Below are 13543 nucleotides of genomic sequence, written 5' to 3'. Positions count from 1 at the left end.
TCAGCTCACTGTGGTAGGCTTTTTAGTAGGCTTATTAGCCGTGCCATTACTGGCGTTTGAAATGTGGTACGGCGCATTAGTTGCTATTGCTTTAAATCGCATTTTAGATGGGCTTGATGGCGCATTAGCACGCTATGCAAACCAAAGTTCAAGCGCGGGTGGCTTTTTAGATATCACACTCGACTTTTTATTTTACGCGGCTATTCCGCTTGGCTTTATTTTGACAAACCCTGAGCAAAACGCGATAGCGGGATCGTTATTACTTGCCACTTTTATTGGTACGGGCTCAAGCTTTTTAGCTTTTGCGATTGCCGCCGAAAAATTTAAACTCGAAAAACCGCAATTTAAATACAAAAGCTTTTACTACTTAAACGGCTTAACCGAAGGCACTGAAACAATAGCGCTATTTATTGCATTTTGTATTTGGCCGCAGCACTTTGCAGTTATGGCGAGCATTTTTGCTATTGCGTGTGGCATAACTATTTTTACCCGTATACATGGCGGTTATCACACGCTTAAGCAACAAGAAGCCGATGCTAACAAAGCAGCTGAAAACGTGCCTAGCAGTGCAAATTCAGAGGTAATAAATGACTAATGAAGTATGGTGGCGACTCGGCTGCTTTTTTAGCATTTTAATTATAATGATGCTGCTTGAATGGCAAAAGCCTGCTCGCCAAGCACCTATTAAAAGCAGTACACGTTGGTTTGCTAATTTTGGGTTAGTGTTTGCTTCATCAGTTATTGCGCGCTTAGTTGTACCCATTGGGTTAACCGCTGTTGCACTTTACAATCAAGAGCACGGCATTGGCTTATTTAATCAAATAGCCATGCCAAGTATGGTTACTATTATATTGAGCATGTTATTACTCGATATATTAATTTATTGGCAGCATAGGTTATTTCATCAAGTGCCTATTTTATGGCGCTTGCATCGCGTACATCATGCCGATGCACATGTAGATACCAGTACGGGCTTGCGCTTTCACCCTATCGAAATTGTACTGAGCATACTTATAAAACTCATTGCAGTAACTGCTCTTGGCGTACCTGCCATTGCGGTACTTATATTTGAAATAGCACTTAATGGTTTAGCATTATTTAATCATGCAAATATACGCTTACCTAATGCCATTGAAAAACCACTGCGTTTAATATTAATGACGCAAATATTGCATCGAATTCACCATAGCCAAGTGATTAGCGAAACTAACTCAAACTATGGTTTTAGTGTAATTTGGTGGGATAAATTATTTGGTAGCTACAAAGGTAAAGCTAAAAAAACCGACGCAGATATAAATATTGGCTTAAAAGAATACCCAAGCCAAAAGCAAAATGCGTCGCTTTTGGGGTTACTTACAATGCCTTTTAAAAACAAGTAAAAACAAGTAAAAACAAGCATATTTTATCTCATACAATACCAATCCACTTAAAATTGCTTTTATGTAGATTGGTATAAACAAAATACTCCTTAAATACTATAAATATACCTGTAACTAACCTTTTAATTGTTAAGTCCTTTCCTACTTTTTTGACGTAAAAAATATTCCGCTCACGCTCCCATCAAAAAACACAAACAACATAACTAATTGTATAAACTGCAATTTATATACAATCTAAAATTGGTAAACTGGTCTTACCGTAAACTAATTGTAAATAAAATAAACAAATATGTTGACCATTTGCGTACTCCACAATATCATTTGTAAGCGCTTACAAAACACATATCAAAATGTAAGCGCTTACAGCATGAAAAAACAAAGCTCAAAAAACAATTAATCTGACAATAATCTGTTGAAACCGGGGTTCAGTTATGAACATTGAAACAACGCACATTACACGTTTACTTGCCGCTATCTCTTTAGTTACGTTAGCTGGCTGTGGTGGCGACTCTGCCACTAAATCAAATTTTGAAAATGTAGATGCCTCTGAGCCAGTTTCAGATTGGCAAATGGTTTGGAGCGACGAGTTCGAAGGCTCAGCCATTGATACAAACAAATGGAACTATGAATTAAACTGCGATGGCGGTGGTAACAACGAGAAACAGTGTTACACCGACAGCGAGCAAAATGCATTTATTGCAGACGGTGTGTTAAACATTGTTGCCCTACCCGCTGAAGAAGGTGCAGAAAAACCTTACACTTCAGCGCGCTTAAATACGCGCTATAACGCCGACTTTACGTATGGCCGTTTTGAAGTGCGCGCCAAACTTCCATCAGGGCAAGGTAGCTGGCCAGCATTTTGGATGCTACCAACTGATGAGGTTTACGGCACTTGGCCTCGTTCTGGTGAAATAGATGTTTTAGAATCAGTAAACCTCAAAACACCAGATGAAGACGGCGGTATAGAGTCTAGTATCCACGGCACCCTTCATTACGGACGCGCATGGCCAGATAACAGCTATACAGGTAAAGAATTTAAATTCCCTGAAGATACTAATCCAGCAGATGATTTCCACACGTATGCTGTTGAATGGCAAGAAGGTGAAATTCGCTGGTACGTAGACGGTTACCTTTATGCAACTCAGCGTCAATCTGAGGTTTTATATAATTCAAAAAATGAGCCTGCGGGCTTAAAACATCGTGGTTGGTTTGCAGAATACTTTGAACAAGGTTCTGGCGAACTTACAACGCATTGGGATAGCGCACCATTTGATAAAGACTTTCACTTATTACTAAACCTGGCAGTAGGCGGTGACTGGCCTGAAAACGTAAATGATTTAGGTGTAGACGCTAGCGCATTTGAAAATGGCCAAACTTTTGCTATTGATTACGTACGTGTTTATCAATGTGCATCGAACCCTGATACTGGTAAAGGTTGTGAAACCATTCGTCCAGGTTACAACAGCTTAGACGATGCCTTACTTGAGGGTGATGCCCCAGTTCCTATAGCAGGAGGAGTTACTCCATTAACCATATTTGGTGATTCTTTTAATATTAATTGGCCTGCGTGGGATTGTTGCGGAGGTTCAACTCCTGCAATAGTTGTTGATGAACAGCAAGGTAATACAGTTGAGTTTAGTGTTGGTGAAAACCCAACAGTAAACGGCTTTATTTCAAGAGCGGCAAACATCACTGATGAGGCGGGTCTAGCCTCCCCTTTTGATGCTACGCCCCTGTTAGCACAAGGGTATTTTCAATTTAAAATGAAAGTAACTAGCGCACCTGCTGATGCAAACTCTACATGGGTCGTTAAGCTTGAAAGTGCAGGAGATGCACCAACTGCGGCCGAATTACCTATTAATCAAAGCGTTGAAGGTATTGCTCCTGTTGTAGGACAATGGCAAACATATACATTTAAATTAACCGATCTTGTTGCAGCAAACTTAGATATTAGCGCTATTGATGTAGTGATGATTTTTCCTGCATGGGGCACTGGTAATGGCGCTGTTTATAGAGTAGACGATGTGAAAATCACGCAAGATTTTCCAGAGCTTAATGTGTTCACAGATACTCAAAATCTTGATTGGCCAATGTGGGACTGCTGTAGCGGCTCTACGCCAGTGGAAGCAATGGATGATGAAGAGCATGGTATAACAGCGGAATTTACAATAAATGATACGCCTACAGTAATGGGTTTTAACAGCCGTACATCTGTTGGCGGAAGCGGTGAGGCATTTGATGCAAGCGCTATCATAACGGTTGGTCAAATTACGTTTGATATGAAAGTTACGAGTATGCCAAGCACACCCGACGCGCCATGGTTTTTCAAAGTTGAGTCAAACGAAGGTGACTCTGCCGTAGAGCTTGCACTTACTGAAAGTGTTGAAGGCATTGCCCCTGCTTTAAACGAATGGCAAACATATACTTATACACTTTCTGACTTATCGGCTGCCGGTTTAGATGTAAGTGCGATAGATGTATTAATGATTTTTCCTAATTGGGGCCAAGGTGCTGGCGCAGTATATCGTGTTGATAATGTAAAAATTTCAAACCCATAATTTAGATTTCACTGACAAAATTCTAGGTGTTTATACCAATTGCATTAAACAAGAGATCTATTATAGCGCTAAGAAAATAGCACAATAACAAGGCGAAATTTTGACATATAGTTGTTCTATATAAATAATTTTTAACGCAGTTAGTGAGTTATTTAATGCGATAGAATGATCATGTTTTTAATAAAATTGGTATTACACAGCACCTTCACTCTTGAACAACATTTTATAAAGCAGAGCTATTATGAACACATTCAATTTTAAAAAGAGCCAACTTGCGGCTTCTGTGTCTCTCATCATTGCTGCGAGCACATTAAACACAGCTATCGCTGCAGAAGCAGACATATCAGCAAAGCCTGATGTAGAAATTATTGAAGTAAAAGGTATTCGTGGTTCACTTATTCGTTCTATGGATATGAAACGCGACTCTTCGGGTATTGTAGATGCTATCTCGTCTGAAGAAATGGGTAAATTCCCAGATACAAACTTAGCAGAATCATTACAGCGTATTACCGGTGTATCGGTAAGCCGCGCTAACGGTGAAGGTAGCCAAATTACAGTACGTGGTTTTGGTCCAGAGTTTAACTTGATTACCTTAAATGGCCGCCAAATGCCGGGCACAGGTTATACACGCTCGTATAACCTTGAAAACGTTGCCTCTGAAGGCGTAAGTGCGCTTGAAGTGTTTAAAACAGCTCGTGCAGACGTGCCAAGCGGTGGCTTAGGTGCAACGGTTAATATTTCTACTGCGCGACCTTTTCAAAAGCCAGGTCAGAACTTTTCAGCAACCGTTAAAGCAAACCACGACTCGTCAAACGAAGCTGGCGATGACGTAACACCAGAGTTTTCTACTGTTTACAGCAATACCTTTGTAGATGACACTTTTGGTTTCGGTTTTTCATTTTCGCACCAAGAGCGTGACTTTCAAAAACAAAGTGCCAATATTCAAGGCTGGCAGGCAAACGTAGACTTACCTGAATTAGATAGCAGCAACGTAGTTGATAACCGCACAGATTCTGCAGGTAACTACTACTTCCCTAAAGACATGAACTACTCTATTGAAGATGTAGAGCGTGAACGTACAAATGGGCAAGTTACTTTTCAATACGCACCAGTCGATGGCTTTGTAGCAACACTTGATTACACAGCAAGTAAAGCTGTAACCGGCTCTCAAAGCATTGGTTGGGGTATTTGGAACGACTTTGGTAGCAATATAAATGGCTACGAACTAGATGAAAATGGTACTGCAGTATATGCAGACATTAGCGGTAATGACGCGTCATTCACAGCTAATAAAGGCACTACAGAAGTAAAAGCCCGCTCTCTTGGTTTAAACCTAGATTGGGAAATTAGCGATACGTGGCACGTAGAGCTTGATTACCACGACTCTAAAAACGAAACCGATAACGGCGCCGACAACGGGCTGGGAAGTGCAGGCCAAGTAATTTTAGGTTCTGATCAGCTAGCTAATAAAATTTATGATTACCGCACGGGCGAAGTACCAACTGCACAAGTTAATTGGTTAAATGGCACAAGTGAATTAACACCTGGCGAAATTGATTCAAACTTTAGTCAGTTTACTCACTCACCGGGTGAATCAAACATTGAACAATTACAGCTACACACAACATGGTATAACGAAAGTTATGACATTGGTTTAGTTAAAGTTAAATTTGGCGCATCACGTACAGAACAAAACACAGGTGGTTACACCGCGTGGAGTGGTTTAGTAGGTGGCCCAGGTTTTAACCCATCATATACAGAAATATTCCCAGACGGCATGTTTACCCGTAATGATACATCAGGCCTTTTAGATCAGTTTGATGGCGGCGGCAGTGACTTACAACCTGGTTACTACTATACCTATGACTTTGACGAAGCTGTTGCACGCCAAATTGCTTACTTAACGGCAGATGTAACAGGTGGCGATGCATATGCTGCTAATGCATACGCAGACGGAATAGATAGCGAGAGCTACGTAGAAGAAATCACTAATAGCTTTTATGTTCAATCAAGCTGGGAGTTTGACGTAAGTAACTACTACGTAAAAGTAAATGCAGGCCTACGCTATGAGCAAACAGACGTAACCAGTACTGTACGTCAACGCGTTGAAGATCAAGTTAATTGGATCAGCGCTTCAGAGTGGATCATGCAATACGCTGCTGGCGGCGATGATAACTTCTTAGAGCAACAAGGTGATTACGATGTTTTACTGCCTTCAATCGACGTAAGTGTTGATTTAACTGAAGACGTAGTAGCCCGCGTATCTTGGGGTAAAACAATGTCGCGTGCACCACTAGGTAATTTAGCCGGTGGCCGTAGTTTAACAGGCAGCCCAAAACCGGGTTCTCGTACAGGTAGCCAAGGTAATACAAACTTATTGCCATTTGAATCAACAAACCTTGATTTATCACTTGAGTATTACTACGCAGAAGGCAGCTACGCATCTGTTGGTTACTTTAAAAAAGACGTTGATAACTTTATTCAAACCACCATTACGCAAACTACTATTGATGGCTTGCACGATATTTTAAACGGCCCTCGTTACTTACAAGCCGTAAGCGATATTGAATCACGTGGTGAACAAGCAACAACCGACGCTATTTTTGCACAAATGATTGCCAGCGGTTACGGCAATGCAAATGGCGTTATTGAACCAAACAGCGACGATCCGCTAATTACATGGAATATTAGCCAACCGCAAAACACCGACAGTAAATCGGTAGATGGTTTTGAAGTTGCAGTACAGCACTTAATTGGTGAAACCGGTTTTGGTGTTGGTGTTAACGCAACATTTGTAGATGGCGACGTTGAATTTGATAGCGAAAGCCTTGATCAACAAGCACCGCTTACAGGCTTAAGTGACTCAGCTAACTTCCAAGGCTTTTACGAAAAAGACGGCCTATCAGTTAAAATTACTTATGCATGGCGCGACTCGTACCTAATTGGTGTTGGCCAAGCGCAAGGTTCAGCTGATGCGCCTCCGCAATATGCTAAAGCGTATGGCCAATGGGATATGAGCGTTAACTACGATGTAAACGAAAACGTAACGGTATTTTTTGATGGCATAAACTTAAACAATGCAACCGAAGAAGGTTACGGACGTTACGAAGAGCAGTTCTTATTTGCTAATCAATACGGTCCGCGTTACTCAATTGGTGCACGTTACACGTTCTAAACTATTTCCTAGTTAGAAGGTTAAGCCGCTTGTTACAACAAGCGGCTTTTTTTATAGCGTTTTTATTTGCTCAAGCAACACATTGGTTGTCCAATCAATGCCGTTATACGCAACATCCGGCTTGTAGTAAGCCCCTGCCCCTCGCGCTCTGTTTACGTATACTTTGTTAGGTACAATCACTTTGCCTAAGCCTGAAGGTAAATCAGCTAAACGTACCTCCATATACATAGAATCAGCACTACTTGGTGCACCAAATAACGTTGTATTTTCAAAAAGCTTAAACTTATCAAGTGCATCTAAACAAGCACTCGCACATTGCGGCGGCACTATAACAAACACCTTAGTTTTAAAGTCACTCACTAAAGGTGTATGTGGTATGTTATTTAGCGTATTAGTCTTTTCTTCTACATAAAACGGGGCATCATTTTCAAGTGATAGAGCCATGCCAGCAGCGACGGTTTTAAATATTTTCAATAATTCAGGCTGATTTTTTACAACCTCTAATAAAGACACTACATGGTCGGTATTATCTTTTGATGCTCTCCACCACACTTGCGTGTTTTGAGAAGTATTATTTGCTTTTTGCTCTACTACTTTTTGGCCCCATAATCCTTTTGCTATTTGTGAGCTCCAATAAGATGAGCCACCTTGGTTATGGCGCAAATCTAATACCACGGCTTTTGCAGTAAGTAACTTGCTACGTTGCTGTTGTATTTTTTCAAACACTTTATTGTAGGCAGCAGTTTGTTTATCGGTTGATGAAAAGCTAGGCATAGCAATCCAACCAATGTTTTTTTCAGGCCACGTTAAATCAATGGGGAGTTCATCACCGTTATAAGCATTTTCTAAATGCTTGCTTGCTGACTTAGGCTTTACTGACCAATTTAATACTTGTGTATAGGTATCACCATTGGCTTTAACAAATTCACATGCTTTTAAAGGAGTTAAAAATGGATTGCCCTCGTCAATTAGTAACCGCCAACCTTGCTGCCACCAATGCCCAGGTTGTGCAACTTCACCATGAAACTTAAATATTCTCTCACGCATTAAGGTATCAGTGCTTTGCCCATCACATTGGCTTACAACGTCACCTTTGCTAATACTTTTGGTTTCGCTGTAATACACTTTTAGCGCATCACCTCGCCAAACAGCACTAAAGCCTGGCCAGCGGCGCGCGGGTCTCTCTACGCTTGAAAACGCGCCAGCATGGCCATCTTGTAAAACAGTACTAAAACGAGCAATTGCCGCAACATGAACCTGCGGCCCACTCGCTTGAGCCGACAATGTAAGCGCCTCTGCTTTTGCTTGTTTTAATAAATCAGGGAAAGTTGGGTTATTAACATCAAACATACCGGGGTGATTTTGTGCAGATATACTGTAAGCAGCTTCTATATCGCCATTTGTAACACTGCGCCACTGCTCTGGCGTTGTGGGTACAGCTTGCTCATGTCCAGCATTTACAAGTGGTGATAGTAATAAAGTTGGGAGTAATACATAGTTGATTATTTTTGTTTTTATAGTCATAAAAATCCGTTTAATTATTTACCTAAATAGAGTTGCGGTAGGAGTAAGTTCTATACTTTGTAATTACTTTTTAAATTCAGGCTTTAATAACCCATAGCACTTTAAGTCATGATACTCATTTTTCCAGTAACCACTTGCACGCCGAGTACCTTCTTCTTTGAAGCCTAGTTTTTTCAAGACCGACTCTGAGGCAAGATTACCAATCATAGTATCTCCTTGAATTCGATATAGTTCACCGAATGGTAGTTGCTTTGAGAATGCAGAATCGATAACTTTATGTAATGCTTCAGAGGCAAACCCACACCCCCAATATTCAGAAGCTATTTCGTACCCTATGCCAGCACTTTTCATCTTTTGGTTCCATGTATTAAAGCCGCAAGTGCCAATTAACTTACCTGTAGCCTTTAGACGAATAGCCCATCGAATACCAATATTCTCAGTGAAGCGAGCATTGAAAAAATTAATTAATTTGGCTGATTGGGCTTCTGACTTATGAGCCTCTATATCGTAAATTTAATAACCTCTGCATCTGAATAGATATTTAGAAGTGCTTCACTATCGCTTACTGATAAGCTAGTAAGTATCAGACGTGCTGTTTCTAGCTCTGGGAAATTCACTTAAGCTCTCCATGCCATAACCGAGTTTACAAAAACACTCGCGTTAAATTCATTCTATTTGTGCACAAACCATAGCTGAGTTCCTATTTTGGTTCAATTGCTACTTTTGTTTTTTAGTTTTGCGAGCTCTCTTGATTTAACCTTTAGCACTTTAATTTTAGCGCCGTACCAATTAGCCATAGGTGCTGCTGCAATACCGTGTATTAAAGTACTCATCCATACAGCGTTAATCGCAATAATTAAAACTGAGTGACCGTACTGGCCTAAAATATCTTTAGAAATAATAAGTGCAAAAAGCGCTGTGGCAAGACCTCGTGGTCCAAAGAACCCCATAAACACTTTTGTTAATACTTTAGCTTTAGTGCCAATTAACGATAGGTAAATAGCAAGAGGCCGTACAATAAATATACTCACTAAAATATAACCAACAACAGGGAGAGTTAAATTCTCAACAGCTGAAGGAAGTAAGCCAAGTCCAATAATAACAAACGAAGTCCATATTAATATTTGCCCTTCACTCTCAGTAAATTGGTATATAAACCGACAATGGCCTTTTACACTATTACCAAAGGCTAAACCTGCAACAAACGCTGATATAAATCCATTTCCTCCCAGTAAACTTGCCATTAGGTATGATGTGCCGGTAAGTGCTAAAACACCAATGCCTTCATATATAGTCGATGATATTTTTTTTGACTCAGAGTATAAAAATAAACGTCCGCTCGAGAACCCCATAAATGCGCCAACCAAAATACCTATAAATATTTGGCTAAATCCAAACACTAACCATGACATTTCATTTTCTTGAGAGCCGGTTTCCATAGCAACTATACTGGCAAAAAATAAAATAACAGGTAATGCTAGTCCGTCATTTAAACCACTCTCAACGGATAAACTTTGTCGCTCGTTTAAAGGGACACTTTCATTGCTAACAACAGCTTGACCTAAAGCTGCATCAGTCGGTGCTAAAATTGCCGCAACTAAGGCTAGCATTGCCCAAGGCCAATGTGGAAAAAACAAATAAGCAAAGCCTGTACCAATCAAAATACTCAACGGCAAGCCTATCAATAGCATTCTTAAAGGCCATGTATTTTGCCTTTTTAATCTGCGTAGGTTTATTTGTGAAGCATCTAAAAACAATAATACAACAAGCGATATTTCTGCTATTAAATACACGGTTTCATGTGCATCGCCTATATTAATAAGTCCAGCCTGAGATACGGCAAAACCAATACCTAAAAATACCATTGGCGCCGTGATAATAGTGGTAGAGAGTTTTTTTGCTAGCATAGAGTAAGCACTAACTGAGAAAAGAAGAATGAGTAATCCTATTTCCATTGGGAGTTCCTATTAGGCATGACTTGGTATTTTTATTAGTAAATATCAGGGCTGGGGTTAGTTATATTAAATCAGCACAATTTATTGAGTTAATTTGTATTCGTTTACTTAATCTAAAATAATAACCGGCACCTAAATAACACTAGTCTGCCGGTTACGTTTAACGTTTAATATACAAAAACTTACTTAGCAGCTGCACGTTTTGCGTCTAATCCAAGCAACTTATCAATAGATAAAAAGCCAGGTCCACGAGCAAAAATTACTAATAATGAAACAGCCCACCACGATGCCGGATTAATCCAATGATCCAGTGTAGGAAAAACTGCAAGCTGAATAAACAATGTCATACCAATAAGGCCTAACGCTGCAAAGCGAGAAAACAAACCGATAATCAGTAATATTGGAAGCAGTACCTCAACAACACCAGCGACTACAGCAAGCGTTTCAATTACTTTTACAAGAAATGAGCCATCAACATAATCTAATGTTTGTGGGTTACAAAGTTGCAAGGCACCTTCTCTAACAGGATCTGGACAAAAAAATTCGTATTTAAATAGGTCGTATTTATCAACATTAAATTGTAAAAAGCCATCCCATTTGCTCAAACCAGAGTCTAGGAATACTTTAGCGACCATAAAGCGAAGAAAAAACAGCGCTATGGGCTCTAAGAACCGCGATAACTGCTCTCCCATCTGCACGTACAGTTGTTGTATTTTTTTTATCATGCCCATATTTGTTCCTACTCTTGTAATGTACTAATTGATTTGGATTTCTAATAATTCATTTTGTAAGCATGCTGTAAAAGCTTCGCTCACTTCAAAGTTTTCATCTACTGTTATTGCTGCATCAAAAGCTTCACCCAACGACCTACCTGTACCTTGTAGGGCCTGCATAAGTTTAACTTCAGCAGCGCAAAGGGAACGGGCTTGCACCGCACCTTGCAAGCGCCATAACATAATAAAATCCTCAGTAGAGGATTTAGTTACAGCGACATCATTATTATTTGTTTTTAGCGAAATCCATTCAAAAAATGCGCCTTCACTCACACTAAGTAGCAGTACACTGGGGTTAAGCTTTACATTAAGTTCAGTAAGCTCAGTACCTTGTTCCATTAGTTGAGTAACATAATCTATAGTTAAAGTTTCAGTTGAATCAGCGCTCATCAAACTCATTAGCCACGCGTAATCTAAATGCGCAATATCAACTAAGTTCGTATATAAACTTAATGTACTTAGCTGATTTACAGTGACTTCAAAAATATGCTGATTTTCAATTTCACTATCTTTAATCAAGCCTGCAACAAAGTTTGGAAAGCTTAATCCATATCCCACCAAAGTGCCCTGCTCTGGCGGAAAACGGTCAACATAAAGTCGTGCCATTTTACGAAAGTTCTCACTACCTACTTTTTTTTCACACATAGGAAAGTTAGCTATCAATGCATCAACGCAGCCTTTGTAAAACCCGTTCCTATACACAGCTAATCTTTTAATGTGCGATGGATTTTCGCAAAAATGCTCCATTGCACCTGGATCGCCCGTTCGTAAATAGCGAGTAAAAGCATCAATATATTGATTGGTACTCATCAGCGAACCACTTCTTTATGAGATATATTTAAGCGACTTTGTAACTCGCTTTGATTCAAATAGCTTTGCGCAGTTTCCCGCTCACTCATAAGCTCTGCAAACGATGGAATATTAGCATCTCGCTCAACAAGTACTGGTCGCTGACCAAATATCTCAATTGCTTGTTCCAGCAAATCCCATACAGGCGTTGCCACCGGTGCTGCATGGCTGTCTATCAGTAATGACTGACCAAGAGCTGGATCAGGATCGTGCCCTGCAATATGAATTTCTCCAACAAGCTCAGCAGGGATCTGCTTTAAATAATCAAGCGCATCAATACCCGTGTTTTTACTACTGATATATAAGTTATTAATATCGATAAGTAAGCCGCATCCAGTACGCTTCGCTGCCTCAACTAAAAACTGAGGTTCATCCATATCACTTATAAAATCTAAATAGTTACTTGGATTTTCAACTAATATTGACCGACCTATGCCCGCCTGGTAACAGTCAATACCATTAATTAAAGACGCAAGTGCATCTTGGGTGCGAGGTAACGGCATTAAGTCTGCAAAATATTTGCCATTCGACTTAGACCATACAGCGTGTTCAGATACCAGCACTGGCTGAAATTCATCAATTAGCGCTTTTACCCGTTTAGTATGAGCAAGCATAGCTTTATGATCAGAGCCTAAAGAGCCACCAACACCATGAAAACTAATATCAAAATTTTCACGTACAGCTCTCAAATAATTTAATCGAGGACCACCTGCCACAAAATAATTTTCTGTATGCACTTCAAACCAAAGATTATTATTTGTAGATGGCAGCTCTACCTGTAAAGCTAAAATGTCGTCAAGATGTTCTGGTTTTAAACTAAGACCTGCACCTAATTGCTCCCCAGCAACAATGCACTGGGGAAAACCTGCTTTATTAACCTTCAAGCGAACCTTTACCATTAGGAGTTACAACTGATTCACATACACCTTTAGGTGCATATGTCCATGCGTTAGCTTGGAAGTCTGTAGTTGAAGTGCCTTCACAACTCGTTCCTGCACCTGCTTTACAATCATTTTCACCCGCTAAAGCAATACCAAAACATTTATCTTTACGACCGCGAACTTTATCACCAGCTACCCAGCCTTTAAATTGCTCTTGTACTTTTGCTGAAGCACCTTCTGCAACGGTTAATTGACTGTTTGGACCAGCTACTGCGCCTGCACTTAATACTGCTGCTGATGCGCCAATTAATAAAGCCGTAGTTAAATTTACTTTTTTCATTTGTATGCTCCTGATTAAAATATTTTTTCTTGTTTTATCAATGGATGCGAATAAACATTCACATTCTCATAAACAAGCACAATGGAGATAAGCAATATCGCCGTTTTAT

At 40.0% G+C, this 13543-nt stretch carries 11 protein-coding genes; 4 read left to right on the top strand and 7 right to left on the bottom strand.

Annotation, left to right across the window (positions count from 1 at the left end; genetic code table 11):
• The 4 genes from CXF89_RS16890 to CXF89_RS16875 all read left to right on the top strand — a co-directional run.
• On the top strand, positions 1-595 hold a 595-nt coding region (locus CXF89_RS16890; RefSeq protein WP_145990832.1), incomplete at its 5' end, for a CDP-alcohol phosphatidyltransferase family protein.
• The gene (locus CXF89_RS16885; RefSeq protein ID WP_121955270.1) at positions 588-1379 is read left to right on the top strand and encodes a sterol desaturase family protein; all 792 of its coding nucleotides are present in this window, start codon (positions 588-590) and stop codon (positions 1377-1379) included. The genes CXF89_RS16890 and CXF89_RS16885, both read left to right, overlap by 8 nt.
• A gap of 431 nt (positions 1380-1810) precedes the next feature.
• Positions 1811-3937: a glycoside hydrolase family 16 protein gene (locus tag CXF89_RS16880; protein ID WP_121955269.1), complete on the top strand. Its 2127-nt coding sequence runs from the start codon at positions 1811-1813 to the stop codon at positions 3935-3937.
• 241 nt (positions 3938-4178) lie between these two features.
• A complete protein-coding gene (locus CXF89_RS16875; RefSeq protein ID WP_121955268.1) occupies positions 4179-7112 on the top strand; it encodes a TonB-dependent receptor in 2934 nt (977 codons plus the stop codon).
• A 51-nt stretch (positions 7113-7163) separates the two neighbouring features.
• Here CXF89_RS16875 and CXF89_RS16870 read toward each other — a convergent pair whose 3' ends face one another.
• The 7 genes from CXF89_RS16870 to CXF89_RS16840 form a co-directional block, all read right to left on the bottom strand.
• On the bottom strand, positions 7164-8636 hold the full coding sequence (locus CXF89_RS16870; protein ID WP_121955267.1) for a S41 family peptidase: 1473 nt from the start codon (positions 8634-8636) through the stop codon (positions 7164-7166).
• Between the two features lie 63 nt (positions 8637-8699).
• Complete coding sequence (locus CXF89_RS16865) at positions 8700-9101, bottom strand: GNAT family N-acetyltransferase (RefSeq protein WP_374703128.1); 402 nt, start codon at positions 9099-9101, stop codon at positions 8700-8702.
• Positions 9102-9346: 245 nt separating this feature from the next.
• Positions 9347-10591 carry a cation:proton antiporter gene (locus CXF89_RS16860; protein ID WP_121955266.1) on the bottom strand — a complete coding sequence of 415 codons (1245 nt, stop codon included), beginning with the start codon at positions 10589-10591 and terminating at the stop codon, positions 9347-9349.
• Positions 10592-10773: 182 nt separating this feature from the next.
• The gene (locus tag CXF89_RS16855) at positions 10774-11322 is read right to left on the bottom strand and encodes a DoxX family protein (RefSeq protein WP_121955265.1); all 549 of its coding nucleotides are present in this window, start codon (positions 11320-11322) and stop codon (positions 10774-10776) included.
• Between the two features lie 24 nt (positions 11323-11346).
• On the bottom strand, positions 11347-12174 hold the full coding sequence (locus tag CXF89_RS16850) for an HvfC/BufC N-terminal domain-containing protein (protein ID WP_121955264.1): 828 nt from the start codon (positions 12172-12174) through the stop codon (positions 11347-11349).
• Complete coding sequence (locus CXF89_RS16845; protein ID WP_121955271.1) at positions 12174-13097, bottom strand: MNIO family bufferin maturase; 924 nt, start codon at positions 13095-13097, stop codon at positions 12174-12176. Before CXF89_RS16845 ends, CXF89_RS16850 begins: the two co-directional genes overlap by 1 nt.
• Positions 13087-13434, bottom strand: coding sequence for a BufA1 family periplasmic bufferin-type metallophore (locus tag CXF89_RS16840; RefSeq protein ID WP_008165743.1), 348 nt, complete (start codon positions 13432-13434; stop codon positions 13087-13089). The genes CXF89_RS16845 and CXF89_RS16840 overlap by 11 nt, the downstream gene beginning before the upstream one ends.
• Positions 13435-13543: the final 109 nt, after the last annotated feature.

The organism is Pseudoalteromonas sp. MelDa3, from assembly GCF_002863625.1.
GTDB classification, from domain to species: domain Bacteria; phylum Pseudomonadota; class Gammaproteobacteria; order Enterobacterales; family Alteromonadaceae; genus Pseudoalteromonas; species Pseudoalteromonas arctica.
The sequence above is the reverse complement of the archived record's forward strand: the minus strand, read 5'-3'. Positions and strand labels throughout refer to the sequence as shown.